Below are 26,939 nucleotides of genomic sequence, written 5' to 3'. Positions count from 1 at the left end.
TTCGATGAACCGGACTATGACACCTCTAACCAGGGGAATCAAAATCGAACACTTGGGCGCAAATCGGGCCCGCGCAAGCCGCGCTCGCGGCTCAGAAGGGGTTCCAGGTCGGATAGGCGGTGAACTTCAGATAGCCGAGATTAAGGCCGAGCCGCGCGCCGAGGCCCGTGCGGACCGGAACGACGACGACATTATTGGCTGTCAGCGCCGTCATACCGAAACCGCCAACGAGATAGGCCGAGCCATCGACGCCGGCAAAGCGCTGAAACACCGCGCGCACCGCCGGCAGGCCATAGACCAGCATCATAGTCCGATCGCCGTCGGCGCCGGCATCGAAACCGAGCGAGGGCCCCTGCCAGAACACTTTCAAGTCGCCGGCATTGCGCGTGTACATGAGGCCCTCGCCATAGCGAAGCCCGCCGATGAACGCACCGCCCGCCTCTTGACCGAGGATATAGCCGTTTGGCCGGCCCCAGCGCCGCGTCGCTTCTTCGACGACTTGTGCCAGGCCGCGCGACAGCGTGCCGAAGAAGTGATGGCCAGCCTGAAGCAATTCGTCGCCAGTGAATTCGCCCGGCCGGTCGTCCTCACTCACAGCCAGCGCCGGCTTAGGCAAGCCTAAGGTCAAGCCCGAGGCCGCGATCAATGCCGAAAATTCCCGCCGCGAAGTGGAGCGCATGGTCATCTCCCGAATGAGGCCGCGCTGATCCGAAAGGCTACGAATCGCGCCCCGACTCTCCGCGAGCATGGTTAATGAAAGATTACGCCCTTCTTGCGCCAAGCGCCGCGGGAATGGCGTCCGGGTCCGCCCAAGCGACGAAAGAGCCGTTCATGAATTTTGTCGCCGCTTTCCCGTAACGCAGCGGCAGGCCGTCGCGGTCGAGCACGATGCCGCCGGCGGCGCGCAGGATGGCATCGCCTGCGGCGGTGTCCCATTCCATGGTCGCGCCGAAACGCGGATAGATATCGCCGGAGCCATCCGCGAGCGCGCAGAATTTCAGCGACGAACCGATCATGCGCCGCTCCTTGACCGGCAGATTTTCGAGAAATGCCGAGGTGCGCGGATCGGTATGCGACCAGCTTGTCAAGGCGACGAGGCCGTCTTGCGTCTGGCGCCGCGCCTGGATGCGGGCGCGTTCAGCCGCCGGCGGTAACGCCCCGCCCGGTGCGACCGGAAACGTGACGGCATGATCGCCGGCCAACCACATTTGTTCGAGCGCCGGCGCATAGACTGCACCGACCTTGGGCTCACCATGAACGACGAGCCCGATATTCACGGTGAATTCGCCCTTGCCGGCAAGAAACTCGCGCGTGCCATCGACCGGATCGACAAGAATGAAGGCGTCGCCGCCGATCGATTTGGCGCCCGCGGCCGCCGCTTCTTCGGAGACGACCGGCAGGTCGGGCAACCGCGCTGCGAGGCCCGCGAGGATCACCGCTTCGCCGGCGAGATCGGCGTCGCAGACCGGACTCGTGTCGCCCTTTTCCCGAGCATGGCTGTCGGCATTGTAGAAGAGCATGATGGCTGCGCCGGCGGCGACCGCAAGCTCGGCGAAATCTTCCGCAATCGCCTGGTAATTCAGGCTCAGCGGTCGTGCACTGGTTTGGACAGACATCGGGTCCTGCAAGGTCAGCGGCATCTGATGACCGCTGACGGCATGAGATATTAGCTTTGCGGCAGCTTATAGATGGCGCAACGGCGCACGGTTGCAAACATTCTTTCCGGATGTAACAAAAAGCCGTCGCAGCGCAAGCCGATTCGCCGTGGATGTCTTGCCGCGGCGTCAGGATTTATCTTGCACCTGCGAAGAGTCTGCGCCGATATACTGCGCCGCAACAGAATGGATTCGGTCGGTTACCGCCGATCATTGCCCGAAGCGGGGATGGCCTTCCGCGAGGCTCGCGCCGGGGCCTTCTTTCATTCAAAGGACGGAACATGACGGAATTCGCGCTCGGCCCCCTCGACCTCGCCGCTCTCATGTGCTCGCGCGTCTGCCATGACGTGATCAGCCCCGTCGGCGCCATCGTCAACGGTCTCGAAATGCTCGACGAGGAGAAGGACCCGGAGATGCGCGGCTTCGCGCTCGATCTCGTCAAAAAGAGCGCCCACACCGCATCGGCGCGGCTGCAATTCTGCCGGCTGGCTTTCGGTGCGGCAGGGTCCGCGGGGGCGGCGATCGACACGGGCGATGCCGAAAAAGTCACGCGCGGCCTGCTCGAAGACGACCGCACCAAACTCACGTGGAACGTGCCGCGCATCTTGATGGCCAAGGACAAGGTCAAACTGATCCTTAACCTTTGCCTGATCGCCGCCGCGGCCATTCCGCGCGGCGGATTGATCAGCGTCAACGTCGACACGAGCGAAGCGATTCCACGCATCGACGTCGAAGCGGCCGGCACCAACGCTCGCCTCGCCAGCCACGTCCCGCAACTGCTCGCCGGGATGCCGGAAAACAACCAGGTCGATGCCCATGGCATTCAGGCTTTCTATACAGGTCTGATCGCCCGCGCGGCGCAGTTGCAATTGACCGTCGCAGCGACGAGCGAGAAGGTGCGCATCGAAGCCGTTCCCGCCACGACCGAGGCTTTAGCGAGCGCCTCTGCGTAACCGGTCCTGGCAAAGCGCGAGAATAGCACGCGGCGATAGGCCCGCGTGCAAGATAAGCTTACGCCGTCGGGCAGCATTGCGCTTGCTTTGCGCAGACTCGCGCGCCGAGCCGCACGGACAATGCGAAATTTCGTTCTGAATCGCTTCGTCTTTTAGCCATATCCGGCACGAAATAGCCGACTTTTTTCAACGCTCTTTAACCCATTCCAGGCGATAATTCTTTGCCGGGCCTATTCTCGGCCGGAGATTTCGCGCTTCTATGGACGACCTGCTCCACGATTTTCTCGTCGAGACGAGCGAGAACATCGACGCCGCCGGCGAACAGCTCGTGTTGTTTGAACGCGATCCCTCTGATCGCGAAGCCATTATTCGCATTTTCCGGCTGTTCCATACGATCAAGGGAACCTGCGGCTTTCTCGGTCTCGCACGGCTTGAGCACCTCACGCACGCAACCGAAACGCTGATCAGCAAATTGCGCAGCGGCGCACCGGCGACGGCAGAAACCGTCTCGCTGACGTTGGCAGCCGTCGATCGGGTCAAATCCATTCTCTCCGGCCTTACCGAAACCGGACGGGAGCCGGAAGGCGACGATAGCGCTTTGATCGCGGCGCTGCAGGCCGATGCCGGCGCAGCGCAACCCGACGTTCAGGCCACCGGCGCGAGCGCGGCAGCGCCTCTGGCCGAATCGAAGCCGGAACCCGTCCGCAAGGACAGGCCGGCGCCCGCTGCCGGCGCATCCGCCCGGGCCGAAAGCATTCGTGTTTCGGTCGGCGCGCTTGAGCGGATCATGATCCTTGTTTCCGAACTGGTGCTGACCCGCAACCAGTTGCTGGAGATCACGCGGCATCAGGAAGACGCCGTCATCAAGACGCCTTTGCAGCGGCTCTCGGGCTTGACCACCGACCTGCAGGACGCAGTGATGCGCGCTCGCATGCAATCGGTCGGCCGCCTCTTCGCGAGCCTGCCACGGCTGGTGCGCGAGCTTTCGGTCGATCTCAAGAAGAAACTGCATCTCGTTACCGAAGGTGCCGACACTGAACTCGACCGCCAGCTCATTGAGCTCATCCGTGATCCGCTGACCCACCTTCTGCGCAATTGCGCCGACCACGGCATCGAGACGCCGGAAGAGCGCCTCGCCCGCGGCAAGCCGGAAGAAGGCACGATCCGCGTCACCGCCACGCATGAGGCGGGCTATATCACGATCGATGTTTCCGACGACGGACGCGGGCTCGACCTGCAGAAGATTCGCAACAAAGCGGTGGTCAAAGGCCTGGTGTCGGCAAGCGAAGCGAAGGCGCTGTCGGATGAAGATGTCGGACGCTTTATTTTCGCTCCGGACTTTTCGACCGCGGCGGCCGTCACCAGCATTTCGGGCCGTGGCGTCGGCATGGATATCGTCCGCGACAATATCGAGGCGATCGGCGGCGCGATCTCTTTGACGACGGTGCCCGGCAAAGGCACGCGTTTCACGCTCAAGATTCCACTGACGCTGGCGATTACCCCGGCCTTGATCGTCGAAGCCAGCGGCCATCGCTTCGCCCTGCCGCAGCATTCGGTCGTCGAGGCGGTCGGCGTCGGCGAAGCCGAGACGCATATGCTCGAGGATCTGCAGGGCAGCCTCGTTCTTCGCCTGCGCCAGGACATTCTGCCGGTCGTGGCGCTGAAATCGATTCTGCAGCTTGAAACCGACGCCTCGAAACCGGCGACCGACGATCTTGTCATCGTCATGCGCGTCAACAACCAGACATTTGGAATCCTCGTCGATGCGGTGGCTGACGTACAGGAAATCGTCGTCAAGCCGCTCGGCAGCTCGTTATCCGACCTTCAGGTCTTTTCCGGCCACACGATCCTCGGCGATGGGTCGGTCGTGCTGATCCTGGATCCCTCCGGCATTGCCGCGCGCATGGGCTTTGAACGCGCCAATGACTATACGGTCGGCCGCGTCGTCGAAAGCTTCGTCCCGGCGGAAGAGACCACGCGCTTCGTGCTGTTTCGCGCCGGCCCCGGTGCACCCAAGGCGCTGCCTCTGTCGCTGATCGTCCGCATTGAATCAATTCGGGCGTCCGACATTCATACGTCGGACGGCCGCCTCGTCGTCCAGCACCAATCGCAATTGATGCCGCTCGTGCCGCTCTTCGCCGGCGCCGAAGCCCATTTGCAGGAGATCAATCCGGTTCTCGTGCTGGGCATCGGCGGCGAGAGCATGGGGCTGCTGATTGAAGAGATCATCGACGTCGTCGAGGCGCCGCTCAATATTGAAATCACCAGCGCTTCGCCAGGCATCATCGGCACCGCCGAAATTCGCGGCGCGATCGCCGAGGTCCTCGACGCGACCTATTTCCTGCGACTTGGCCGCCCGGCTGCTTACTCGCGTGCCGTGGCCCATCAATTCCGCGTCTTGCTGGTCGACGACAAGCCGTTCTTCCGCGACATGCTGGCGCCTCTCATCATTGCCGCTGGCTATCGTGTTAATACCGCCGCATCCGCCGCCGAAGCGCTTTTGATGTTCGAGAAAGGCGCGCAGTTCGACGCGGTGGTGACCGATACCGATATGCCGCAGATGAGCGGCTATGAATTGGCGCGGCAATTGACAAGCGAGCCGCGGCACGCGGGTCTGCCTGTCATCGCCTTGGCGGCCCATGCCGCGCCGAGCGTGCTCCAGGCAGCAAAGGAAAGCGGCATGTATGGCGCCGTCGGCAAGTTCGACCGGACCGCGCTTATTAAAATGCTCGGCGAGATTCTCGAAGTGCGTCAACTCAACAAGCTTGATCTCGAAGAAACCGTTATCGGATCGTTTGCCGCATGAGAACAGACGCAACGCAACACCCGACCCCGTCGATGGAGAGTGCCAACAGCGGCAAGGCGCAAGTCCATTGCTTCATCGTCTTCGTCGGCGGCGAACCCTTCGGCTTGCCGGTCGATTCGGTGCAGACGATTTTTGGCATCGAAGCGGTAACGCCGGTGCCGCTCGGACCGAGAGAGATCATCGGCCTCGTCAACCTGCGCGGCAAGATCGTCACCGCCGTCAGCCTGCGCAGGCGGCTAAATCTGCCTGATCGGGAAGCGGCGCGTTCGATGCTTGCGGTCGGCATGGATTATCGTGGCGAAAATTTCGCGCTGGTCGTCGACGAGGTCGGCGATGTTCTGCATCTCGAGCCCGAGACACGGATTTTATTGCCCCCCCACCTCGGCGAACGCAGGGCAAAGTTTACCAAAGCCGCGTACCGTCTCGAAAATGGGATTCTCTCATTGCTGGACGTTGGCGCGATTTTCGATTTCCCGCGGCACATCTAATGCAGGGCTATCCGACAACCGACAGCAAGAGATGCAAGGACAAGACGATGAAGCAGATTCTGGTCGTTGATGATTCGACCGTCATCCGAAAGGTCGCGCGCCGCATTCTCGAAGGGATGAATTTTCAGACCGTCGAAGCGGAAGACGGACGCAAGGCACTCAACGCTTGCGCCTTTTTCATGCCGGACGCGATCCTGCTCGACTGGAACATGCCGGTCATGGACGGCTTCGAATTCCTGCAGGAGCTGCGCAAAATGCCCGACGGGCTGAAGCCGAAAGTCGTGTTCTGCACGACGGAAAACGACGTCGCCCATATCGCGCGGGCAATCCATTCCGGCGCCGACGAGTATATCATGAAGCCGTTCGATAAGCAGATCCTGCAATCCAAGCTGGAAGAGATCGGCTTGCTCGATACGGCTGTCTAACGGCAACGTGATTTGATTGGCGCTCGGCATGAGTCAGCAAGGCGATCATTTCGGTCTTGGTCCGGCTCATGAGGCGCCGACCCTGGCACCCGTGCGGCCCCCCGCAGAGCCTGAGCTCATGACCAGGCCAGCGGCCATCGTTATCGGCGTCTCCACGGGCGGCCCTCAGGCGCTGCCTGTCGTGCTCAACGGATTGGCGCCGATCATCGCGCAGGTGCCGGTCTTGATCGCCTTGCATATTCCGCCGGAGTTCACGCGCACGGTCGCCGCGAGGATCGAAACACTGACCGGCCAGCCGACGCGGCTTGCCGAAGACGGCGAAACGATCCTGCCCGGCTATGCCTATCTGTCGCCTGGCGACCGCCATCTTAGCGTCGCGCGCAAGGGTGAGATGACGATTATCAGGCTGCTGGACACGCCGCCCGAAAATTTCTGCAAGCCCTCTGTCGATGTCCTGTTTCGTTCCGCTGCCGACGTATTCGGCGCCACGCTGATCGGCATCGTCCTCACCGGCATGGGCAGCGACGGGCTTGCCGGCACCCGCGCGATCGTAGCAGCAGGCGGCGCGGTCGTTGCGCAAGACGCCGCCTCCTCCGTCGTTTGGGGCATGCCGCGTCTTGTTGCGGCCGAAGGATTGGCTTTGGCCGTTCTTCCGCTGAAGGAAATCGGCGCGTGGGTCTGCCGCCTCGTTCGCCAGTCACAGTTCCGCGAGAAAAAATCATGAATTCCGATTTTGAGATGCTGCGTCAATTGCTCAATCGGCGCTCGGGCCTCTCGCTTGATGCCGAAAAAGCCTATCTGGCGGAGAGCCGCTTGCAACCGCTCGTTCAGCAGCTCGGCCTCTCCGGCCTCGGCGGCCTCGTCAAAATGCTGCTCTCCGGCGCCCATGAAGACCTCGAACGCGAGGTCGTCGAAGCGATGACGACCAACGAGACCTTCTTCTTCCGTGATCGCGTGCCGTTCGACAATTTCCGCAAGGTTATCATCCCCTATTTGCTGCAGGCGCGGCGCGACAGCCGGCAAATCCGCATCTGGTGCGCCGCCTGCTCGACCGGGCAAGAGCCCTATTCGCTCGCCATGCTGCTCGACGAAGAGGCGCATCGCCTAGCCGGCTGGAAGATCGAGATTCTCGCCACGGATCTTTCGCGCGGCGTGATCAATACCGCGCGCAACGGCATCTATTCGCAATTCGAGATCCAACGCGGCCTGCCGATCACGCAATTGCTGCGCTACTTCCGCCAGGAGGGCGAGCGTTGGTGCATCAACGAATATCTTCGCTCACGCATCCGATTCGAGGAATTCAACCTGTTGTCGGATTATGCCCCGCTCGGCCGTTTCGATGTGATCTTCTGCCGCAATGTGCTGATTTATTTCGACGTGCCGACAAAAAAGGATGTGCTTGACCGAATGGCCAAAATCCTCGCTCCGGATGGCTTCTTCATCATGGGTGCGGCGGAAACGGTCATCGGCTTGACGGACGCGCTGGTACCGCACCCCGAGCATCGCTCGGTGAGCATCGTGCGGCCCGAGACGCCGCCGGGACGGCCGGCCTTGGCCCTTGTGGCCAGCTAAATGAAAAGCCCCGCTTTTGCGGGGCTTTTCATTTTCCAGGATATGACGCCGGCTAAGCCGAGACCAGTTCGTCGTCTTCCGAGGGCTCGCGCAGCACATAGCCGCGGCCCCAGACGGTCTCGATATAATTGCGGCCGCGGCTCGCGTTGGCGAGCTTCTTGCGGAGCTTGCAGATGAAGACGTCGATGATCTTGAGTTCGGGCTCGTCCATGCCGCCGTAGAGATGGTTGAGGAACATCTCTTTGGTGAGCGTCGTTCCCTTGCGCAGGGAAAGCAGCTCCAGCATCTGATATTCCTTGCCGGTGAGGTGGACGCGGTTGCCCGAGACCTCAACGGTCTTTTGGTCGAGATTGACGATCAGGTCGCCGGTCGTGATCACCGATTGGGCATGGCCCTTCGAGCGGCGGACGATGGCGTGAATGCGGGCGACGAGTTCGTCTTTATGGAAGGGCTTGGTCAGATAATCGTCGGCACCGAAGCCGAGGCCCTTCACCTTGTCTTCGATGCCGGCGAGACCCGAAAGGATAAGAATCGGCGTCTTCACCTTGGCAACGCGGAGCGTGCGCAGCACCTCATAGCCCGACATATCGGGAAGATTGATGTCGAGAAGAATGATGTCGTAGTCGTAGAGCTTGCCGAGATCGATGCCTTCCTCGCCGAGGTCGGTCGTATAGACGTTGAAGTTCTCGGACTTGAGCATCAGCTCGATGCTTTGCGCGGTGGCGCTGTCGTCTTCTATCAGGAGCACGCGCATGTGGAGCCCTCAGCCTTCCCCTCGTCGGTCGGCGCGCGAAGCGGGTATTTCCTCCGACGCCCCTCGTTAACGGGCGTCAGCGAGAACGACCCTGCCGAACCACTTTTTTAAAGTTAACGGCCATTGGTTAACAAAATCATTCCGGACTCCGCAGAACCCCCGTCCGAATCAGGCACAGACACAAAATATACCCAATGATCCTGCGCCGGCCAGTGGGGACGACGGTCGGAGTAAGAAAGCAGAAACTTTAATAGGTCATCTTCAGCGTCGTCTCGAAGAAAAATTGACTAAACACCTCGGGATCGGCTGCGTTTCGGAGTTTCCAAGTTATGAAGTCGCGGGACTCGCTCATCCGTCTCAAGCGTTTCCATGTTGAAGAGCGCCGCCGCCGGCTGGCGCAGATCGAAGCCATGATCGGCGAATTCGCCCGCATGGCGGCCGACCTCGACCGGGAGATCGCGCTTGAGGAACAGCGCGCCGGAATCTCCGATCCATCGCATTTCGCCTATCCGACCTACGCTCGAGCGGCCCGGAGCCGGCGCGACAATCTGCTGCGTTCGAGCGGCGAATTGCGCGATCAGCTCGAGGAGGCCAAAGCGCATCTCGATGAGGCTCTCGCCGACCTCAATAAAATCACCAGCCTTGAGGGACGCGAGAAAGCGTCCGAACGGGGCCATGAGCCGCCCGACCACGGCGCGGTGATCGCCGATTTTGACCTGCGCGCAGCGCGCGCCTAAATAACTCTCCTGAGCTGAGCGCAACCGGCGCTCTTCGCGGCCCCGACCGTCGGACACGCGGCTGGCGTCAAATCGCCATGTCTTTGGCGAATAAGCGCTTGCATTGTCCGATACTTTTGGGTCTTCCCCGGCTGACGCGAGGCCGGCACAGACTCGGGTGCCCCATGCCGAGAGGCCGTCGCCGGGCGGCATTTCAGGAGAACTATGAAGCGGCTGAAGGAATTTGTCTGGCCCGCGGTCGGCCTCGTCGCCTTGGCGGTGTCGATTTGGCTGCTGCATCGGCAGTTTCACGGTCAGGCTGTTGGCCCGAAAGTCCTGGCCGACCTCAAAACGCTTTCGTTTCAACAATATGGCTTGGCGATTCTATCGACGCTCGTCGCCTATGCCGCGCTTGCCTGGTACGACCGCATCGCGCTGATGCACCTCGGCGTCAAACATATCTCCTGGGCCTTCATCGGCCTATGCTCGTTTACGACCTATGCGCTAGCCCACAATATCGGCGCGTCGGTGGTCTCCGGCGCCATGGTGCGCTACCGCGCCTATTCGACGAAAGGCCTTTCGGCCGCCCAGATCGCCTTGCTCGTCGGCCTATGCTCACTCACCTTCGGGCTCGGCGTATTATTGCTCGGCGGTATCGTGTTGGTGGCGGACCCGGTGCAATTGCGCCGGCTTGGCCGGCTCCTGCCGCATGTCCTGACCGAGCCGGCTATGGCGCGGCTCATCGGGCTCGCCTGTCTTGGTCTCGTTGCCGCCTATGTGATCGGCTCGGCGCTTCGACTCAAACCCTTGATCATCGGCCGCGTCCGGATTGAATATCCGCATCTCAACATCGCTATGCGGCAATTGGCGGCGTCCTCGGCGGAATTGCTCGGCGCGGCCGGAATCATTTATTTCGCCCTGCCGCACGAGCATAATCCCGGTTACCTCGTCATTCTCGGGATTTTCATTGCCTCGTTTTCGGTCGCGCTGGTCTCAGAATCGCCAGGGGGCCTCGGCGTCTTCGAGCTTTTGTTCATCAAAGCCATGCCGGCCATGCCGCATGATAAAGTGCTGACCGCGCTGCTGGTGTTCCGGCTGCTTTACTTGGTCCTGCCGTTGTTATTCGCGGCGGTCGTGGTTGTGATCTTCGAGCGCCGGCGGCTGGCCGAGGCGCTCCATGCGGATGCGGCCGCGAAACTCGCGGCCGAGGGTCCGAAACCCGATGGAAAAGTGCTGAACGGGCCGGCGCGCCCTGTGAAACTGCCAGCCGATCCATGAGCGTGCGGCCAATCCCCGGCCGCAGATGAACTCACATGCGATATTGCTGGATGCGGGTCGTGCGCAGGCCGGCGAGGCCATATTGATCGATCGACATCTGCCAGGACAGGAATTCGTCGACCGTCAGCGTATAGCGGCTGCACGCCTCTTCCAGCGAAATAAGGCCGCCGCGCACAGCCGCAACGACTTCAGCCTTGCGCCGGATAACCCAGCGTTTGGTCGTGACCGGCGGAAGATCTGCCACGGTCAGGGGGCTCCCGTCTGGCCCGATGACATATTTGACCCTCGGGCGGTGCAACTCGACCATATCGAAAACTCACATACTGACTGACCCTTACCTCCTGAGAATAAGCGAGCTAGCTTAAGATTCGCCTAAGCGACACAGCCATGTCTAGCCTAAAAGTAGAGCTATCTATTAGTATAATTTCTATGAATACAATAATAAAATCTTCACGAAACCGTATCGGTCTGGATCGGTTTCTTTGCAAAACCTTAACGGCTGCCCGAAACCAGGACAGCGACGCCAGAGCTTTCTGCGCCGCCACTTGGAACGTTGCCAAGGCGCTGCCAGGGTGATTTAGAATGGCGAGGGCAGCACGAACCCATACGTCGCGTCAAAACCGAGCATGTCAGCCGCCAAAGGGCGACTATATAGAGCCTACGGCCCGACCGCCGCACGTGCCGAATCAATCCGATTAATCCGATGAAGACCGAACCGCTGAACAGTCTGGATTTGCCGAAAGCCCCCGCCGAGACGCGGGTGGTTGTCGCCATGTCGGGCGGCGTCGATTCCTCGGTTGTCGCGGCCCTGCTCAAGGAAGAGGGCTATGACGTCATCGGCGTCACGCTGCAGCTCTACGACCACGGCGCCGCTGCGCATCGCAAGGGCGCCTGCTGCGCCGGCCAGGACATTCATGACGCCCGGCAAGTCGCCGCGCGGCTCGACATTCCGCATTATGTCCTCGATTACGAGCAGCGCTTCCGCGAAAAGGTGATCGACCGTTTCGCGCAGAGCTATGCCGACGGCGAAACGCCGGTTCCCTGCATTGCCTGCAACAGCGACATCAAATTCGCCGATTTTCTCGATACGGCGCGCGAGCTCGGCGCTGATGTTCTGGCGACCGGCCATTATATCGCCTCGCGGCCTGATGGCACCGGCGGCCGCGCACTCTATCGCGCCAAGGATGCGAACCGCGACCAGAGCTATTTCCTGTTCGCGACGACCCCGGATCAGTTGAAAAATCTGCGTTTCCCGCTCGGCGCGCTTGAGAAGCCGCAAGTGCGCGCCATCGCGCGCCGGCACGGCCTATTGGTCGCCGACAAGGCCGATAGCCAGGACATTTGCTTCATTCATTCCGGCAAATACAGCAGTTTCATCGAACAGATGCGGCCGGACGCGGCGCGGCCGGGCGAAATCGTCCATCTCGACGGCCGTGTGCTCGGCAGCCATGCCGGGGTCATCAATTACACTGTCGGCCAGCGCCGCGGTCTCGGCATCAGCTTCAACGAGGCCGGAACCGCCGTTCCGCTCTATGTCGTCCGTCTCGATGCCGCCCACGCGCGCGTCATTGTCGGGCCGCGCGAAGCGCTCGCCACGCGACAGGTGAAATTGCGCGAGATGAATTGGATCGGCGACGGCGCTTTAGCGGACCTCGGCCCCGCGGGTCGTGAGGTCTTCGTGCGGGTACGCTCGACCAAGGCGCCGGTCGCGGGCTTTCTGCATGTCGATGCCGGCGAAGCCCGCGTCGCCTTTGCCAGCAGCGAAGACGGCGTCTCGCCCGGCCAGGCCTGCGTGCTCTATGACAGCGACCGCAGCGACGCGCGTGTGCTCGGCGGCGGTTTCATCTCGGAAACGGCGTCCGACCTCGCCGCCGAACGTCTCCCGCACGATGCCTCCCTCGCCGCTGCCGACGGCTGATGAGCGAGCGCGAGGACAGCCGCCATTCTCTGAGGTCACCTCGGTCCGCGTCGTCTCGGCGGCGTGGTCAGTCCCTCGCGTCGCCACATGTCAATCGGCCGCGCGCTTTCGATAATGCCGCCGTCGCCAACGCATATGCGCGCTGGGCGCCGGTCTACGATCTTGCCTTCTCCGAAGCGATGCGCCCCGGCCGCAAGATCGCGGCGGCGGTCGCGAGCCGTCATAAAGGGGCATTGATCCTCGATGTCGGCGTCGGCACCGGCCTGGAACTGCCGATGTTCGACCCCGCCAGCCGTGTGGTCGGCATCGATCTCTCCGAACCGATGCTGCGGCGCGCGGCACGCCGCGTTGCGGCGTCCGCACTCCATCATGTCGCCGGCCTGTCGATGATGGACGCATGCCACCTCGCCTTTGCGGATGCGACCTTCGACGTGATCGTCGCGCCCTATGTGCTGACCGTGCTGCCGCGGCCCGAAGCAAGCCTCGACGAATGGGTGCGGGTGCTGAAACCCGGCGGCGAGATCGTTCTTGTCAATCACATCGGCACGACACGCGGACCGCTCGCCTGGGTCGAAGCCAAATTGGCCGCGCGCAGCGCGGCGCTCGGCTGGCGGCCGGAATTTCCCTGGCGCATTTTGGCTGACTGGCTCGCCGGCCGTGCCGGCTTGGCGCTCGTCGAACGCCGCGCGCTGCCGCCCTTCGGCTTCTTCACGCTGATCCGCATCACCAAACGTTGAACACGCAGGCCCGGCAAAAGACGAAGCTTCGCATACGCCGTATGCGGCGCGTCTGATAGCACTATAGGGTCAAAGCCTCGCAGTATAGCCGAGGATATTTGTGGCCAGTTCTGCGTAACGTCAGAATAACAAGTGTCGATAGGGAGAAACGACCGTGTTCCATCAGCTTTTGGCCCCTGTGGGGGGGAGCCTCGGCTTATCGTTCGTCGCCGCAATGCTGCCCGTTGTCACCGTGCTCGTCCTGCTCGGGCTTTTGCGGCGCCCGGGCTGGCAGGCCGCCTCGGCTGGGCTCATCATCGGTTTGATCGTCGCCATTGCGATTTGGCAGATGCCGGCGCGCCTGGCGCTCGACGCCGTCTTCAACGGCGCCGTCTTCGCGCTCTGGCCGGTCATGTGGATCGTGCTGAACGCACTGCTGCTTTACAATATTGCCGTCGAATCCGGCCGCTTCGACGCGTTTCGGGCCTGGCTCATCAACCATGTGCCGCATGATCGCCGCGTCGTCCTTGTCGTGATCGGCTTTTGCTTCGGCTGCCTGCTCGAAGGCATCTCCGGCTTCGGCACGCCGGTCGCAATCACCAGTTCCTTGCTGATCCTCGTCGGCTTTCCGGCGCTCGAGGCGCTCGTCTTCGTTCTGATCTTCAATACGGCACCGGTCGCCTTCGGCGCGCTTGGCGTGCCGGTCACGGTGCTCGGCGCGGTCACCGGGCTGCCCGCCCATACGCTCGGCGCCATGGTCGGGCGGCAATTGCCGCTGATCGCCCTGCTCCTGCCGTTTTATGTGATCGCCCTTTACGGCGGGCTGCGCTCGCTGAAAGCGTTGTGGCCACTGCTGCTCGTCGCCGGCGGCAGCTTCGCCGTCTCGCAATTCATTTCGTCGAATTACCTCGATTACGCGCTGACCGACGTCTTCTCGGCGCTCGGCTCGCTCGCTTGCACCTTGCTTTTCCTGCAGGTCTGGCATCCGCAAGCCGATCCCGAATTCGCCATCTCCGACGCCGCCGAAGAACAGGCGACCAGGGCCAAGGCCATCGCGCCATGGCAGGGCTGGATCCCCTGGCTGATCGTTTCGGCGGTCGTGATTGCGTGGACGCATTTCAGCATCGCAACCATCGGCCAGCAATCGATCCACTGGCCGGGCCTCGACAAGGCAATTTCGATCACCCTTTACAACAACAAGCCCTATGCCGCGGTCTGGACCTTCCAGCCGCTGGCGACGGGCACGGCGATCCTTTTTGCCGCCTTCGTCACCGCACTGACAATCGGCCTGCCGGCGCGCGGCTTCATCACCTGCGTCGGACATACGATCCGGCAGGCCTGGATCGCTGTCGTCACCGTCATGCTCATTCTCGGGCTCGCCTATCTGATGAATTATTCCGGCATGGCCTATACGCTTGGCAAGGCGGTCGCTTCGACCGGCCTTCTCTTCGTCTGGCTTTCGCCCTTCCTCGGCTGGGTCGCGGTTCTTCTTTCGGGCAGCGACACGTCGGGCAACGCGCTCTTCGGCAATCTGCAAGTCGTGGCGGCGCGCCAGCTCAACCTGAACCCGATCCTTTTTGCGGCGACGAACTCCTCCGGCGGCGTCATCGGCAAGATGGTGTCACCGCAGAATATCGCGACCGGCGTCGCCGTCACCAAGCTCAAGGGCCAGGAGGGCGTCGTCTTCGCGCGGACCTTCTGGCACAGCATCATATTGACCGTCGTGCTCGGCGCGCTGGTCGCGATCCAGCAATTCGTCGTCCCGTGGATCATTCCGGTCTTGCCCGCCGGCCATTGACCGCCGAGGCTTTGCGGTTCGGCGGGCTGCGCCGTGCCGCAAGCTGCCTTGACTTTGCCGCAGGGGCCGGCCTATACCGCGGGCCGCTGCGGCGCGCCCGTTTTCAGGCTTTCGCGCACATCGCACCGGGGCGGAGTAGCTCAGCCGGCTAGAGCAGAGGAATCATAATCCTTGTGTCGGGGGTTCGAGTCCCTCCTCCGCTACCAAGCAAGGCCGCCAAATAAAAGATTAAGTCCTTCCCGGCCAAAACGAATACGCCGATTGGCTTTCGGATTTTGCCGATGTGCGCGAGCATCGTCGGAGCAAGAGTTTAGCTCGCCATCCCATTGTCGCAATTTCGCAACACGTAAAAATTCTCCGACGGCATGTGATCCGCGTCAATTTTCGAAGACGATTGAAAGCGGTTAGCTCCCTCATTTCTCGACGTAACGAATGTCGATATATCAATTCGGGGGGACGGGGAGGTGGCGTCGACCGAAGCCCGCTCGGGACTAAACTGTGGCGCCGAACCTCGCGCGACCGGTCGGCCCATGCTTATCGCTTTGGCCGGCGCTGTCTTTGGCGCTCTCGCGCTCAGCGTCTTAGGCTTTCTGGTCAAGCCGCAGCCAGCTTCGGCGATACCATCTTTCGCGATGCAAACCGGCCAGCCTTGCGCGGCTTGCCACACTGCGTTTCCGGAACTGACCCCGTTCGGCCGCTTATTCAAACTCTCCGGCTATACGGCGGGTGGTGGCCTTCCAAACACGCAGGCCCCGCCGCTTGCGCTAATGATCCAGGGACCGCAATTCGAGCATTTCCAGAAGAATCTCGATGCGCCACCGACATCGTCGACGAACACGAACGACAATGTCGTATTGGACCAGCTCAGCCTTTTCTATGGCGGTCAGATCTACGACAATCTCGGCGCTTTCGTTCAAGGCACCTATGACGGCGTCGGACACAGCTGGAGCATCGATAACACCGATATCCGCTATACGCAGACCGTGAAGGTTTTTGGCGCCGATCTCATCGTCGGCATCGATGTCAATAACAACCCGACCGTTCAGGACGTATGGAATACGACGCCAGCCTGGAGCCTACCTTATATTTCGGCGGCAACCGGCCCCGCCTTTACCCCGCCGGGGACAATGCTCGAAGGCACTTTCGCCGCAGGCGTCGTGGGTGCCGGCGTCTATGGCTGGTGGAACAACATGGTCTACGCCGAACTCACGGGCTACCGGACCCTGTCGTCATCGACGCAGCAGGAGCTCGGTCTCGATCCCACTTCATTTCCGTCGATTGCTGGCGTCGCACCGTATTGGCGCGTGGCGTTTGCACCGACCATTGGAGAACACAGTTTCATGATCGGTGCCTTCGGCATGTATGCGACCGAAGTGCCCTATGCCAATCCTGGCTTCGGAGTCGATCGCATTCTCGACCTTGGATTCGATGCACAATATCAATTCATCCACGGCAAGCATGCGTTCGAAGCCAAGGTGTCGAACATCCACGAAATGGATCAGTACAACGCCTCATACGCGTTGCAAGCGACATCGAACCTGCGCGATAACCTGAACAGTTTCCGCACAAGCGTCGATTATGTTTACGATAACACCTACAGTTTCACGGCCGGCTATTTCGATGTGAGCGGTTCGTCTGACGCCAACCTCTATGGCGCGAACAGCGTTGCCAACAGCCCCAATGGAAACGGCTTCCTATTCGACATTGCCTATTTGCCGTTCAGCCACGGCATGCCGGGGCCTTTCCCTTGGGCTAATGCACGCATCGGCGTTTCATACACGAAATATCTGACGCTCTACGGCGGCACGACCAACTTCGACGGGGCCGGGCACAATGCATCGGACAACAACACCCTCCTCGTCTATTCATGGCTCATGTTTTGACGAAGCATAGTTTTGGTATCCGCCGCGTTTATCGCGAGGCTGCGGAGTTGGATGATGAATCGTCTCACTTCTACATTTAAGCCAGGCGCGATGTTCATCATGGTTTTCGCCGCCTCCGTCTGCGTCGCAGAAGTGCCTGTGGCGACTGTTTCGAAGCAGGCGCTGGTGGCGAAGCGGACCTATTGCATGACGTGCCATGGAGTTGCGGCGCAGGGGTTCCGCGGCGTTTTTCCCATTCCGCGCCTCGCCGGACAGAAGCCCCATTACATCAAGAACCAGCTAAGCGCCTTTATCGACAAGCGCCGGACGAATGCGGTGATGTTTCGCGTCGCGCATGTGCTGAGCCCCGCGATGATTGATGGCCTTGCGGCTTATTTCGCGACGCTGAATCCAAAGCCTCTCGGCGGCGCCCCAAAGGATTTGGTAGCAGCGGGAAAGGCGATCTTCGAGAACGGCATCCCCAGCCAGAACGTGCCGCCATGCGCCTCGTGTCACGGTCCGCAAGCAAAGGGTGCCGATCAATTTCCGCGCCTCGCCGGCCAGCTCAACGACTACATCATCAACAAGCTGATGAATTGGGAAAAGGAGCGCGGTCAGAATCCCAAAGAGCCGGATGCTTCCGCCATCATGGCGCCGATCGCGCATATGTTGAAACCGGAACAGATTACCGACGTAGCAGCCTATCTCAGCTATTTGGAGTAACGGTTTTGCCCGCTCGCCCTGGTCAATCGCACAAGCGTTATATCGAGCAAGCGCCGCAGGACAGCAAAGCTGTAGAGAACGCTCGAGATCAGCGCCTGAAGGTCCGTAATCTGTCATCGATGTTCTACCTCGCATTATTTGCCGCAATGTCAGCGACCCTAATCCTGTTCCTTCACGCTGGCCGCGCCGCGGATGGATTATCGAACCAGGAGTTCCAAGCGAAGTTGAACTACTGCGAAACCTGCCACGGACCGTCGGCACAGGGTTTTCGCGGTTATTTCGTTATGCCGCGCCTGGCAGGACAGCATCCGCAATATATCGAGAACCAGCTCCGGGCCTTCACCGAACGCCGGCGCAGAAATCCGGTCATGTTCAGCGTCGCGCATGCGCTGAGACCGATATTAATCCCGCGCCTGGCAGCGTATTTTGAAAGACTCAATCCGCCGCCCTACGGGGGCGCTCCACGGGCGGGAGCGGCTTTTGGCAAAAAGATTTTCGAAGAAGGCCTGCCTGAAGACAACGTCCCCGCTTGTTTCGCCTGTCACGGCCTGAAGGCGGAGGGGCGTGGCCAAATCCCACGGCTGGCGGGGCAGCTCTATTGGTACATCATCAAAGTCTTGAGCAACTGGTCTGCCGAACGCGGCCAGGGAGCGCCCGACATTTCGGCGATCATGCTGCCGACAACGCATAATTTGACCCACGCGCAAGTGGAGGCGCTTGCAGCTTATCTTAGCGGTTTGAAGTGAGGCATCTCTTAGAATTTGAATCGGCCCGGAAGTGCGAGCAAAGATCATGAAACGCATCGCGACGAAATTGGCGATCCTGGCGCTCGTCTCCTGTGTTGCGAGGCCGCTTCTCGCCAGCGAGACGATTCCGCTCAAAAACTGCACGTGGTGTCATGGCCCTTCGGTTCAAGGCTACTCAAATGCGCCGAGATTGGCTGGCCAACAGGAGCTTTATCTCGAAGCTCAGCTCACGAACTTCCGCACCCATCTGCGTGACAACCCCTACTCGCGGGATTTTATGTGGAGTGCCGTAGCTCATTTGGACGAGGATATGGTGCGGGCCTTCGCGAGCTATTTCGCAAGCCTGCCGCCGGAGGCGGCCGATGATGGAAATCGCAATCTTATCGCAACGGGGCGGAATATTTTTGAATTTGGGATTCCAGAAGCCAACGTCGCCGCGTGCATCGTTTGTCACGGGCCAAATGGCGAAGGCGTGCGGACTATTCCGCGCGTGGGAGGACTGTCCTATTTCTACTTGAAGCGGCGGCTTGACGAATGGGTGGCTGGATATAGCTCAGCCGCTGTACCGATGCCTCAGGTCGCGCGAAGCCTATCGGGGCAAGACATCGAGGCGCTGGCTTCATATTTGAGCTTCGTCGGATATAGTGCGGGGCAATAGAGTAAGGATCGGGGCGGCATATTCCGAAGTTCGGCTATGTCGTCGCAGCCGCGGATAGGCGTCGGCGGCGGCTTTTTGAACCCGCCTATTGCGGCAGATAGGCCCACAACGAGCCACCGCCCGCACCGCGGTCGTGGGATAGGCCGCGATGACCCTTCGGCTTCTTCGCAAGAAACATCGTCGAGGGACTCTGGTCGCCAGCGCGATTTTTCTGGCTTTGGCGCTCACGCTCATGAGGCGCGCTCACGCCGCAAGCGACCTCTGCCCTGCCATCGAGCAGGAGGCCCGCGATAACGGTTTGCCCGTCGGGTTTTTTACTCGCCTGATCTGGAGAGAAAGCCGGTTTGATCCCGATGCGCAAAGCATGGCCGGCGCGCAAGGCGTCGCGCAGTTTATGCCGAGCACGGCCTCTTCGCGTGGATTGCTCAACCCATTTGAGCCGATCGAGGCACTGCGCGAATCGGCAAGCTATCTTCACGAGCTGTTGCAAAGCTTCGGCAACCTCGGGCTTGCCGCCGCCGCTTACAATGCGGGCCCCGGCCGCTTGGCGCATTGGCTGGCGGAAAAAGACGGGTTGCCCTCGGAAACCACGGACTATGTTTTGGCCGTCACAGGCCATTCGATCGCAGAATGGACGACGAAACCGGTCCCTGATTTATCGGGCAAGCAATCCTGTGCCGATCTGGTCGCAAATCTGAAGACAAAATCGCGACTCGCGTCGGAGCCGTTCGAATCACCGTTGAAAAATCCGGAGTGGAAGCCCTGGGGCATTCAATTGGCTGGCAATTGGCACTTGGGCCTTTTGCTCGCAAGCTTCGAGCGGATCCGGCGCCAGCATCCGTCGGTCCTCGGCGAGGCAAAGCCATATATTTTTCGCACCCGCATGCCCGGCGTGCGGGTGGCGAATTTCGCAGTGCGCATCGTGAAGGATTCGCGCCGAGAGGCGGACCTATTTTGCGGCCAATTGGAAGCCGTCGGCGTCGCCTGCGCGGTGCTGCGCAATCCGCGCCCATAGCAAGAAATTCACAATCCTTTCCGATTTCCGCGAAACTATCTTACGCGCGGACCGTTTCAGCTCCGATGTAATTCAGTTTAGAAATGACATTGCACACCTTCGGGAAGAGCAAACTTCAGTTCGACGACAACATCCCCGATCGACTGAACTCCAGCAGCGCCCGTGCTCGATTTATTCAGCTTTGGTTCACGCGCGCTAGCGGATGCTCCCGGTCCCAAGAGGAGAGGATGAGAGAGGCCATATGGACAAAAAGACAGTCACGCTCGTCGGCGCAATTTCTGCGTTGCCCTTTGCGGTGGCCGCGCCAGCCGGCGCAAAAACCGTCGACGATATCATGAACCCGCATTCCTACGCCGAATTGCTCGAACCGATCCCCAATGCGACGGCCTTGCTGAAGGAGATGGAGTCAAAGCCAGCACCGGCGAAGCCCATGGTTCAGACCGCCCAATATTATGGTGGTTATGGTGGTTATGGATATTATCACCATCATCATCACCATCACCACCACCATCATCATCGCTGGGGTTGGGGATGGGGCGGTTATGGCTATTACCACCATCACCATCATCATCACCACCATTGGGGTTGGTAGCAGCGAGAAACGGCTTATTTTTTAGCTAAAGGGCACGGCGCAGGTTCACCCTTTGTCGGATGAAGTCCGCGCCGCGCCGTACATGCGACGATAGGTTCCATCGAATATGGTGTCGGTCGTCGAGAGCCATTGCGAATCCGCCCCAAGTGTCGCGCGGCTCGCGTGGATGCGCCGAGATCTGAGTTCACGCTCCGCTGCTTCATCATAGCCCATCGGTTCGAGCACGAACTCGCTTTCCGCAGGAACCATTGTAAACTGCGCCAACGGCGTTCCCGGCCGGAAGATATGGGTCTGGCCTTCCGCCGGCGATTTGAAGACCATGAAGTAGAGCATCGGCCACCATTCGCGAATAAGCGCGGGAACAGCGATCGGCGCCGTGCCGGTCATGTCCGTATAAAAGCTCGGATGTGTCTCCACTTTGATCGCGAAGCCGGGCTCGGGCTTCAGGTCGAGCAATAGCTGATAGGTATAGAAACTGTCTCCGAAGTTACGGAACGGCGGCCAGCTGCGGCCCTCGGCCGGAGGGGGGCCAAAGTCGCCTTCCAGGATCAGCCGCCCGTTGCGGGTGCTGGCCCGCAATTCGTTTTGGTAGGGATAAAAAATCTCGACGCCATATTTGGCAGCTTCCGTGAACGGGACGCAGTGCCAGGCATATTCATGCGACCCATCCGACCGCTTCTCGGGCTCCCCGGCCCAGCCGGGAATTTCCATCCGGGTCCGCCGCGGCTGGAGGTCATCCCCAGCCATTCGAAATTTGATTTTTTGCACGCGCACCTTCTCCTACGCCCCCATTTGGGGCGGCCCGACGAAAACAGCACGGTTGAAACCGACTGCGACAAATTCAGGGCGTAAAGGTAACGATATTTCGCAATTCGTCGAGCGGCGCGGCGATTGATGCCGGACTTACAGTTCGCCGTTCAGGGCGCGCTCAAAATATTTATGAACAATCTTTTCCTGATTCTCGAGGAGCCAATCGATCGAGGGTTCGTTCGCCATGGCTTTATGAATAGCGCGCGCCGTCGCTTCGCGATGGATGCGGAAGAGTATTTTGTGGTCTAATTTCTCGACTTCGACGATGGCGGGATTGAGCCAAACCGAGACGATGATGCCGATGTCATTGACGATCACCCGCGGGATGTCGCCTGTGCGCACGGCATCGAGCACGCCCATAGCGGTCGCATATTGGACGGTCCCCATCAGGATATTCGTATAACGCGTATCTTTGACGGTCACCTTACTCACGCATACGGTGGCGGGCCGAACCATGACGTCCGTGTTGAGCAGGGCCAGCACTCGTGTGTGGCCTGCGACCTGATTTCCAAGCAGATTGGCAAAGGCTGATCCAAACGGGCCGTCGAGGTCGCCAATCACGACCTCCGGTTCGGCCGCCGTTCCGGGCGGCCCCCCGGCGACGAGCGCTTCTCCGACGCGAATTCCGATCTTTGCGCTCATGCTTGATCCCCCAAGATGCTTCAAGGCGCCATGGCGCGCCGATGCTCGGATTTATAGCGGAATTGTTTTCTTGTAAATAAACAAATATTCCTTGCAGTACCAGAATGCCCCGGCCCCGGGGGCGATCGACACGCAAACCGATGCGGCGGTACGCGCCGGCCGCGTCACTCGGCCGCCCGCTGCGTTGCCGGGCCTACATCGTGTAGATTCAGCGCCGTGCCGATCAGGGCAAGATGAGAAAATGCCTGCGGGAAATTACCGGCCAGGCGGCGCGCCTGCGGGTCATATTCCTCCGAGAGAAGCCCGACGTCATTGCGAAGCGAAAGAAGCCGGTCGAACAGAATTTCCGCCTCGCGGTCGCGCTTCAGCAAGCTGTAATTATCAGCGAGCCAGAAACTGCAAGGGAGAAATACGCCTTCGCCGGGCGGGAGTCCGTCGATGCCGGTTTTGGTCCGATATCTAAGCACGAGCCCATCCACCATAAGCTCTTTTTCGATCGCCGCGACGGTTCCGCTGATGCGTGGATCGTCGGGCGGCAGGAATCCGACGACGGGGATCAAAAGCAGGCTCGCATCCAGTTCCGGGCTGCCAAAGCTTTGGGTGAAGGCGTTTTTGCCCGGGTCAAAGCCCTGCTCGCAGACCGTCGCATGGATGCGGTCCCTTAGCTGCCGCCAGCGCTCCAACGGTGCCTGCAATTCGAAACGTTCGGCATCGCGCACGCTTCGATCGAGCGCGACCCAGGCCATGACCTTGGAAAACGTGAATTGCTGCCGCGGTCCTCGCACTTCCCAAATTCCGTCGTCGGGATCCTGCCATATCTTCTCCAGATGCTCGACGAGCGTCTCTTGCAGAGCCCAGGCCGAGGCGACAGGAGCAAGGCCCTGCTTTCGCGCTTGGAAGACGGCGTCGATGAGTTCGCCATAGACATCGAGCTGAAGTTGCGCCGACGCAGCGTTGCCGATACGGACCGGCGCGGCGCCCTGGTAGCCTGGAAGCCAAGGCACCTCCCATTCGGAAAGCCGCCGTTCTCCCGATAATCCATACATGATTTGAAGCTGGTCGGGATGACCGGCGACGCTGCGTTGAAGCCAGGCGCGCCACGCCTCCGCCTCGTCGCGATAGCCCGCCGACAATAAGGCCATCAACGTCATGGTCGCGTCGCGCAACCAGCAAAAGCGATAGTCCCAGTTGCGCTCACCGCCGAGACATTCCGGCAGCGACGTTGTTGGCGCCGCGACGATTCCGCCGGTCTCGCCATAGGTCAAGGCCTTCAGCGTCAACAGCGAGCGTAGAACCGATTCGCGTCTGCGGCCGACATAAGTGCAGCGGGATGCCCAGTTGAGCCAGAACGCTTCCGTCTCGTCGAAGGCCGCCCGCCAATTCACCGCAACCGGCGGCGAAAGATGCGACGCTTTGTGGCTGAGCACGAAGGGAACGCATTCGCCCTCCCTAATTTCGAACGCCGCAACGGTGGCAAAGCTCTCGCCCCGCAGCGCTATGGGCGTCCGCAGCACGACGCGGGTCGGCCCGGCAATGGCGCTCAGGCCCGAGCCGTCTTCGAGCTGCGTCACCCAGGGTACCGTGGTGCCATAGTCGAAGCGCAGGATGAGATGCATGCACATCGCAACCTTGCCGCGTACGCCCTTTACAAGCCGGATAATCGAAGGATCGGGCGAACCGATCGACATGAAGTCGATCACGTTGACCGACCCCTCCGCAGTTTCGAACTGGGTCTCCAGAATCATCGTATCGCCAGCATAGACGCGCGTGACGCGCGGCGCCGGATCGACGGGACAGATTTGCCATCGTCCGTTTTCCGATGTGCCAAGCAAGGCGGCAAAACAGGCGTCGCTGTCGAAACGCGGCCAGCACAGCCAGTCGATCGAGCCGTTGCGGCCGACGAGGGCGGCGCTGCGGCAATCGCCGATCAGTGCATAATCCTCGATGCGCAATGCGGACTCGGGTTGCTTGGCGCACCCGCCTGCATCCTGCTGCCGCAGCACCGTCTCAAACCTTACCGAGAAAAGTCGGAAGATGGCAGCTCATCAGATCTCCAATGTGCTTGAGCTCGATGTCCGCGGGCGGGTAATTCAGACTCATGCGGTCGTGTGCATAATGGCCTTGCCTGACGAAGACGGTCGTGACCCGATCGCCCCAGATTTTCTTGACTGCTGCGAGTATGCGCAACTTGTCGTCAATCAAGACGTAGTGATCTGCGGGGTAATGGCGCGCGATATCGTCAAGCTCCTGCTCCTTATGGACATAAATGAGAACGCGATCCTCAAATAAGCTCCAGAGGCCGGAGCGCTCGATCTTGCGTGGCTGAAAGACGGCGTCGCCGTCGGAAAGAATGACCGCAGTCCCCCATTGCTTGACGTGATTGACGGCTTCGACCGCTCCCTGATAAAGGCGCTTCGCGAAGCGATAGTCGACCAGCCAGATCGACATGCGCAGCACCTCGGGGCGGTGCATCGCTTCGAGTCTGAAGCGCTCCAGCGCCCCGAGATAGTCGACGTATCCCAGTTCGCTGCGCAATTCCTCGAGGATCGCCCAATATCGATCGCGCGCAGCCGCACCATACGCTTCTTCCAGATGCGCTTTGAGGTCCGCCTGCACCTGGTCATTGTCCAGCAGCGTATTGTCGACATCGAATAGGAAGACGATGTCATGCGCTTTCATAAGCTGCTCCGCTTTTTCGCGCGCGGTAAAACCGCGCTTCACGCCTTGTGCAGCAATTCTTTCGCGGCCGCGACGACCCGCTCCGGTTCGAAGCAGAATTTCCGCAGCAGATCTTTGAGCGGCGCCGAGGCGCCGAATGTCGTCATGCCGATGATGCGGCCTTTCTCGCCGACATAGCGCTCCCATCCAAGCGTCGACGCCATTTCGACTGAGACCCGCGCGGTAACATCAGGCGGCAGAATGGAGTCGCGATAGGCTTGCGATTGATGCTCGAAAATATCCCACGATGGCATCGAGACAACGCGCGACTTGATGCCTTCCCCGGACAAGGTTTCGTGCGCCCGGACACAAAGGCTGACCTCGCTGCCAGAAGCAATCAGGATAATGTCGGGCTTGCCGTCGGGCGGATCGGCCAGAACGTAGGCGCCCCGCGCAACGCCGGACGCGGAGGCATATTTCGTACGGTCGAATGTCGGCACAGCTTGGCGCGTTAAGACCAGCGCAACGGGCTCGTGACGCAATTGCATGATGTAACGATAAGATTCAACAACCTCGTTCGCATCCGCCGGTCGCAGCAAGACGAGGCCCGGAATCGCACGCAGGGATGCCAATTGTTCGATCGGCTGATGCGTCGGTCCGTCTTCGCCATCGCCCAGCGCATCATGCGTGAACACGAAGATCGTGGGTAGTTCCATAATGGCTGCCAGCCGGATGGCGGGGCGCGCATAATCGCTGAAGATGAGAAAAGTCGCGCCAAAGGCCCGCAGCTTCGACAAGGCAAGCCCGTTGACGATCGCCGTCATCGCATGCTCGCGGATGCCGAAATGCAGATTTCTGCCGCCGAACGAGCCGGGCTCAAAATCGCCGGCGCCTTCGACCGTGAGCGCGGTTTTGGTCGAGGAGGCGAGATCCGCGGCGCCGCCGACGAGCCAGGGAATATTCCGCGCCAGCGCATTGAGTACTTTGCCCGATGCCTCGCGTCCGGCCATGCCGGCGGCATCCGCTGAAAATACCGGCAATCCCTTATCCCATCCTTCGGGAAGCGCGCGCCGTTCGATCAAATCGATTTCGGCGGCAAGATCCCGATAGGCCGCCCGATAGTGCGCAAATTCCGTCTCCCATTGCGTCCGGGCTTTCGCGCCGCGCCGACCGATGCCCTCGTCAAAATGCGTGCGGACTTCCTTGGGCACGAGGAACTTGGCGTCTTCAGGCCATCCATAGGCGCGTTTGGCGAGGCGAACTTCATCCTCGCCGAGTGGCTCGCCATGGGCCGCCGGGGTGTCTTGCTTACCCGGCGCGCCATAGCCGATATGGCTGTCCAGGATAATGAAGGTTGGCCTGTCCTTTGTCTTGCGAAAGACCGCCAAAACATTCTCGATCAGATCGATGTCGTTGGCGTCGCCGACGTGCAGGACATTCCAGCCGTAGCTCAAGAATCGTCGGGCAATATCTTCCGTAAAGGCAATCTTGGTTTTGCCGTCGATCGTGATGTGATTATTGTCGTAAATCCAGCACAGATTATCCAGCGCAAGGTGACCCGCGAGCGAAGCGGCCTCCGAGCTGATGCCCTCCATCATGTCGCCGTCGCTACACGTTACATAGATATTATAATCGAAGATGTGCGCATCCGGCTTGTTATAGCGCTGTGCAAGCCATTTTCCGGCGATCGCCATGCCGACGCTCATACCGACGCCCTGCCCCAACGGTCCGGTCGTTGCCTCTACCCCCGTGACCAGACGATATTCCGGATGCCCCGGCGCCTTGCTGCCGAGCTGACGGAAACGGCGGATGTCGTCGAGCGTGACCGCCGGCTGATCGAGACGCTCATAATCGGCGTTGACGGCGCGCGTTCCCGTGAGGTGAAGCACCGACCACAGCAACATCGAGGCGTGACCGTTGGAGAGAACGAAGCGATCTCGGTTTGGCCAAATCGGATCTTGCGGATCGAAATGCATCACGCGATTCCATAGCGTGTAAACGAGCGGCGCGAGCGCCATCGGGGTTCCCGGATGACCCGACTTCGCCTGCTGGACGGCATCCATGGATAGGGTGCGGATGCAGTTGATCGAAAGCTGATCCAGTTGCGCCTCAGTCGTCGGCCGGGAGCAAATCTCTCTGGTGGCGGTCCGCATT

The 26,939-nt window shown here is 60.6% G+C and carries 26 protein-coding genes and 1 tRNA gene; 18 read left to right on the top strand and 9 right to left on the bottom strand.

Annotated elements, in window-relative coordinates; genetic code table 11:
- Positions 1 to 91: 91 nt before the first annotated feature.
- Both Q0025_RS06305 and cysQ read right to left on the bottom strand, forming a co-directional pair.
- A complete protein-coding gene (locus tag Q0025_RS06305; protein WP_297297129.1) occupies positions 92 to 679 on the bottom strand; it encodes a DUF1134 domain-containing protein in 588 nt (195 codons plus the stop codon).
- Positions 680 to 761: 82 nt separating this feature from the next.
- On the bottom strand, positions 762 to 1,616 hold the full coding sequence (cysQ, locus tag Q0025_RS06300) for a 3'(2'),5'-bisphosphate nucleotidase CysQ (protein WP_297297127.1): 855 nt from the start codon (positions 1,614 to 1,616) through the stop codon (positions 762 to 764).
- Positions 1,617 to 1,936: 320 nt separating this feature from the next.
- On the opposite strand from cysQ, the gene chpT reads away from it, so the two are divergent.
- From chpT to Q0025_RS06270, 6 genes are all read left to right on the top strand, one after another.
- The gene (chpT, locus tag Q0025_RS06295) at positions 1,937 to 2,608 is read left to right on the top strand and encodes a histidine phosphotransferase ChpT (RefSeq protein ID WP_297297125.1); all 672 of its coding nucleotides are present in this window, start codon (positions 1,937 to 1,939) and stop codon (positions 2,606 to 2,608) included.
- Positions 2,609 to 2,867: 259 nt separating this feature from the next.
- The gene (locus Q0025_RS06290) at positions 2,868 to 5,414 is read left to right on the top strand and encodes a chemotaxis protein CheW (RefSeq protein WP_297297123.1); all 2,547 of its coding nucleotides are present in this window, start codon (positions 2,868 to 2,870) and stop codon (positions 5,412 to 5,414) included.
- Positions 5,411 to 5,902, top strand: coding sequence for a chemotaxis protein CheW (locus tag Q0025_RS06285; protein WP_297297121.1), 492 nt, complete (start codon positions 5,411 to 5,413; stop codon positions 5,900 to 5,902). Before Q0025_RS06290 ends, Q0025_RS06285 begins: the two co-directional genes overlap by 4 nt.
- A 47-nt stretch (positions 5,903 to 5,949) precedes the next feature.
- The gene (locus Q0025_RS06280) at positions 5,950 to 6,327 is read left to right on the top strand and encodes a PleD family two-component system response regulator (RefSeq protein ID WP_297297119.1); all 378 of its coding nucleotides are present in this window, start codon (positions 5,950 to 5,952) and stop codon (positions 6,325 to 6,327) included.
- A 118-nt stretch (positions 6,328 to 6,445) separates the two neighbouring features.
- Positions 6,446 to 7,051, top strand: a complete 606-nt coding sequence (locus Q0025_RS06275; protein WP_297297116.1) for a CheB methylesterase domain-containing protein — start codon at positions 6,446 to 6,448, stop codon at positions 7,049 to 7,051.
- Positions 7,048 to 7,899 carry a protein-glutamate O-methyltransferase CheR gene (locus Q0025_RS06270; protein ID WP_297297114.1) on the top strand — a complete coding sequence of 284 codons (852 nt, stop codon included), beginning with the start codon at positions 7,048 to 7,050 and terminating at the stop codon, positions 7,897 to 7,899. Before Q0025_RS06275 ends, Q0025_RS06270 begins: the two co-directional genes overlap by 4 nt.
- A gap of 52 nt (positions 7,900 to 7,951) precedes the next feature.
- On the opposite strand, the gene ctrA is transcribed toward Q0025_RS06270, so the two are convergent.
- Positions 7,952 to 8,653, bottom strand: coding sequence for a response regulator transcription factor CtrA (ctrA, locus tag Q0025_RS06265; RefSeq protein WP_297297112.1), 702 nt, complete (start codon positions 8,651 to 8,653; stop codon positions 7,952 to 7,954).
- A gap of 329 nt (positions 8,654 to 8,982) precedes the next feature.
- On the opposite strand from ctrA, the gene Q0025_RS06260 reads away from it, so the two are divergent.
- Both Q0025_RS06260 and Q0025_RS06255 read left to right on the top strand, forming a co-directional pair.
- Entirely contained in the window at positions 8,983 to 9,390 is a 408-nt protein-coding gene (locus Q0025_RS06260; protein ID WP_297297111.1) for a flagellar export protein FliJ, read from the top strand.
- 204 nt (positions 9,391 to 9,594) lie between these two features.
- Positions 9,595 to 10,647, top strand: coding sequence for a UPF0104 family protein (locus Q0025_RS06255; protein WP_297297109.1), 1,053 nt, complete (start codon positions 9,595 to 9,597; stop codon positions 10,645 to 10,647).
- A gap of 31 nt (positions 10,648 to 10,678) precedes the next feature.
- Here the strand turns inward: Q0025_RS06255 and Q0025_RS06250 are convergent, their stop codons facing one another.
- Positions 10,679 to 10,954, bottom strand: coding sequence for a DUF1153 domain-containing protein (locus Q0025_RS06250; RefSeq protein ID WP_297297107.1), 276 nt, complete (start codon positions 10,952 to 10,954; stop codon positions 10,679 to 10,681).
- Between the two features lie 396 nt (positions 10,955 to 11,350).
- Here Q0025_RS06250 and mnmA point away from each other — a divergent pair, with 396 nt between their 5' ends.
- The 10 genes from mnmA to Q0025_RS06200 all read left to right on the top strand — a co-directional run bounded on the left by mnmA (position 11,351) and on the right by Q0025_RS06200 (position 20,675).
- A complete protein-coding gene (mnmA, locus tag Q0025_RS06245; RefSeq protein ID WP_297297105.1) occupies positions 11,351 to 12,565 on the top strand; it encodes a tRNA 2-thiouridine(34) synthase MnmA in 1,215 nt (404 codons plus the stop codon).
- Positions 12,565 to 13,302 carry a class I SAM-dependent methyltransferase gene (locus Q0025_RS06240; protein WP_297297103.1) on the top strand — a complete coding sequence of 246 codons (738 nt, stop codon included), beginning with the start codon at positions 12,565 to 12,567 and terminating at the stop codon, positions 13,300 to 13,302. Before mnmA ends, Q0025_RS06240 begins: the two co-directional genes overlap by 1 nt.
- A gap of 154 nt (positions 13,303 to 13,456) precedes the next feature.
- A complete protein-coding gene (locus tag Q0025_RS06235) occupies positions 13,457 to 15,079 on the top strand; it encodes an L-lactate permease (protein WP_297297101.1) in 1,623 nt (540 codons plus the stop codon).
- 129 nt (positions 15,080 to 15,208) lie between these two features.
- Positions 15,209 to 15,285 (top strand) — tRNA-Met (locus Q0025_RS06230).
- A gap of 561 nt (positions 15,286 to 15,846) precedes the next feature.
- Positions 15,847 to 16,962, top strand: a complete 1,116-nt coding sequence (locus Q0025_RS06225) for a cytochrome C (RefSeq protein WP_297297099.1) — start codon at positions 15,847 to 15,849, stop codon at positions 16,960 to 16,962.
- 54 nt (positions 16,963 to 17,016) lie between these two features.
- Positions 17,017 to 17,664 carry a c-type cytochrome gene (locus Q0025_RS06220; RefSeq protein WP_297297096.1) on the top strand — a complete coding sequence of 216 codons (648 nt, stop codon included), beginning with the start codon at positions 17,017 to 17,019 and terminating at the stop codon, positions 17,662 to 17,664.
- Positions 17,665 to 17,669: 5 nt separating this feature from the next.
- A complete protein-coding gene (locus Q0025_RS06215) occupies positions 17,670 to 18,410 on the top strand; it encodes a c-type cytochrome (protein WP_297297095.1) in 741 nt (246 codons plus the stop codon).
- Positions 18,411 to 18,456: 46 nt separating this feature from the next.
- Entirely contained in the window at positions 18,457 to 19,068 is a 612-nt protein-coding gene (locus tag Q0025_RS06210) for a c-type cytochrome (RefSeq protein ID WP_297297093.1), read from the top strand.
- A gap of 148 nt (positions 19,069 to 19,216) precedes the next feature.
- Positions 19,217 to 20,083: a lytic transglycosylase domain-containing protein gene (locus tag Q0025_RS06205; RefSeq protein WP_366939409.1), complete on the top strand. Its 867-nt coding sequence runs from the start codon at positions 19,217 to 19,219 to the stop codon at positions 20,081 to 20,083.
- A 241-nt stretch (positions 20,084 to 20,324) separates the two neighbouring features.
- Positions 20,325 to 20,675 carry a hypothetical protein gene (locus Q0025_RS06200; protein ID WP_297297091.1) on the top strand — a complete coding sequence of 117 codons (351 nt, stop codon included), beginning with the start codon at positions 20,325 to 20,327 and terminating at the stop codon, positions 20,673 to 20,675.
- 45 nt (positions 20,676 to 20,720) lie between these two features.
- Here the strand turns inward: Q0025_RS06200 and Q0025_RS06195 are convergent, their stop codons facing one another.
- From Q0025_RS06195 to tkt, 5 genes are all read right to left on the bottom strand, one after another.
- Positions 20,721 to 21,443 carry a hypothetical protein gene (locus Q0025_RS06195; RefSeq protein ID WP_297297089.1) on the bottom strand — a complete coding sequence of 241 codons (723 nt, stop codon included), beginning with the start codon at positions 21,441 to 21,443 and terminating at the stop codon, positions 20,721 to 20,723.
- Positions 21,444 to 21,578: 135 nt separating this feature from the next.
- Positions 21,579 to 22,127, bottom strand: coding sequence for a formaldehyde-activating enzyme (gene fae / locus Q0025_RS06190; protein WP_297297087.1), 549 nt, complete (start codon positions 22,125 to 22,127; stop codon positions 21,579 to 21,581).
- A 164-nt stretch (positions 22,128 to 22,291) separates the two neighbouring features.
- Entirely contained in the window at positions 22,292 to 24,079 is a 1,788-nt protein-coding gene (locus Q0025_RS06185) for a glycoside hydrolase family 15 protein (RefSeq protein WP_297297086.1), read from the bottom strand.
- A gap of 55 nt (positions 24,080 to 24,134) precedes the next feature.
- Positions 24,135 to 24,806: an HAD family hydrolase gene (locus Q0025_RS06180; RefSeq protein WP_297297084.1), complete on the bottom strand. Its 672-nt coding sequence runs from the start codon at positions 24,804 to 24,806 to the stop codon at positions 24,135 to 24,137.
- Positions 24,807 to 24,844: 38 nt separating this feature from the next.
- A complete protein-coding gene (gene tkt, locus Q0025_RS06175) occupies positions 24,845 to 26,938 on the bottom strand; it encodes a transketolase (RefSeq protein WP_297297082.1) in 2,094 nt (697 codons plus the stop codon).
- Position 26,939 lies beyond the last annotated feature (1 nt).

The organism is uncultured Methylovirgula sp., from assembly GCF_947646745.1.
Lineage (GTDB): Bacteria > Pseudomonadota > Alphaproteobacteria > Rhizobiales > Beijerinckiaceae > Methylovirgula.
The sequence above is the reverse complement of the archived record's forward strand: the minus strand, read 5'-3'. Positions and strand labels throughout refer to the sequence as shown.

Excerpts from the sequence above, each read along its gene's own strand:
- Q0025_RS06305 (WP_297297129.1), bottom strand. The coding sequence starts at position 679 with ATGCGCTCCACTTCGCGGCGGGAATTTTCGGCATTGATCGCGGCCTCG.
- cysQ (WP_297297127.1), bottom strand. The coding sequence starts at position 1,616 with ATGTCTGTCCAAACCAGTGCACGACCGCTGAGCCTGAATTACCAGGCG.
- chpT (WP_297297125.1), top strand. The coding sequence starts at position 1,937 with ATGACGGAATTCGCGCTCGGCCCCCTCGACCTCGCCGCTCTCATGTGC.
- Q0025_RS06290 (WP_297297123.1), top strand. The coding sequence starts at position 2,868 with ATGGACGACCTGCTCCACGATTTTCTCGTCGAGACGAGCGAGAACATC.
- Q0025_RS06285 (WP_297297121.1), top strand. The coding sequence starts at position 5,411 with ATGAGAACAGACGCAACGCAACACCCGACCCCGTCGATGGAGAGTGCC.
- Q0025_RS06280 (WP_297297119.1), top strand. The coding sequence starts at position 5,950 with ATGAAGCAGATTCTGGTCGTTGATGATTCGACCGTCATCCGAAAGGTC.
- Q0025_RS06275 (WP_297297116.1), top strand. The coding sequence starts at position 6,446 with ATGACCAGGCCAGCGGCCATCGTTATCGGCGTCTCCACGGGCGGCCCT.
- Q0025_RS06270 (WP_297297114.1), top strand. The coding sequence starts at position 7,048 with ATGAATTCCGATTTTGAGATGCTGCGTCAATTGCTCAATCGGCGCTCG.
- ctrA (WP_297297112.1), bottom strand. The coding sequence starts at position 8,653 with ATGCGCGTGCTCCTGATAGAAGACGACAGCGCCACCGCGCAAAGCATC.
- Q0025_RS06260 (WP_297297111.1), top strand. The coding sequence starts at position 8,983 with ATGAAGTCGCGGGACTCGCTCATCCGTCTCAAGCGTTTCCATGTTGAA.
- Q0025_RS06255 (WP_297297109.1), top strand. The coding sequence starts at position 9,595 with ATGAAGCGGCTGAAGGAATTTGTCTGGCCCGCGGTCGGCCTCGTCGCC.
- Q0025_RS06250 (WP_297297107.1), bottom strand. The coding sequence starts at position 10,954 with ATGGTCGAGTTGCACCGCCCGAGGGTCAAATATGTCATCGGGCCAGAC.
- mnmA (WP_297297105.1), top strand. The coding sequence starts at position 11,351 with ATGAAGACCGAACCGCTGAACAGTCTGGATTTGCCGAAAGCCCCCGCC.
- Q0025_RS06240 (WP_297297103.1), top strand. The coding sequence starts at position 12,565 with ATGAGCGAGCGCGAGGACAGCCGCCATTCTCTGAGGTCACCTCGGTCC.
- Q0025_RS06225 (WP_297297099.1), top strand. The coding sequence starts at position 15,847 with ATGATCCAGGGACCGCAATTCGAGCATTTCCAGAAGAATCTCGATGCG.
- Q0025_RS06220 (WP_297297096.1), top strand. The coding sequence starts at position 17,017 with ATGAATCGTCTCACTTCTACATTTAAGCCAGGCGCGATGTTCATCATG.
- Q0025_RS06210 (WP_297297093.1), top strand. The coding sequence starts at position 18,457 with ATGAAACGCATCGCGACGAAATTGGCGATCCTGGCGCTCGTCTCCTGT.
- Q0025_RS06205 (WP_366939409.1), top strand. The coding sequence starts at position 19,217 with ATGACCCTTCGGCTTCTTCGCAAGAAACATCGTCGAGGGACTCTGGTC.
- Q0025_RS06200 (WP_297297091.1), top strand. The coding sequence starts at position 20,325 with ATGGACAAAAAGACAGTCACGCTCGTCGGCGCAATTTCTGCGTTGCCC.
- fae (WP_297297087.1), bottom strand. The coding sequence starts at position 22,127 with ATGAGCGCAAAGATCGGAATTCGCGTCGGAGAAGCGCTCGTCGCCGGG.
- Q0025_RS06180 (WP_297297084.1), bottom strand. The coding sequence starts at position 24,806 with ATGAAAGCGCATGACATCGTCTTCCTATTCGATGTCGACAATACGCTG.
- tkt (WP_297297082.1), bottom strand. The coding sequence starts at position 26,938 with ATGCGGACCGCCACCAGAGAGATTTGCTCCCGGCCGACGACTGAGGCG.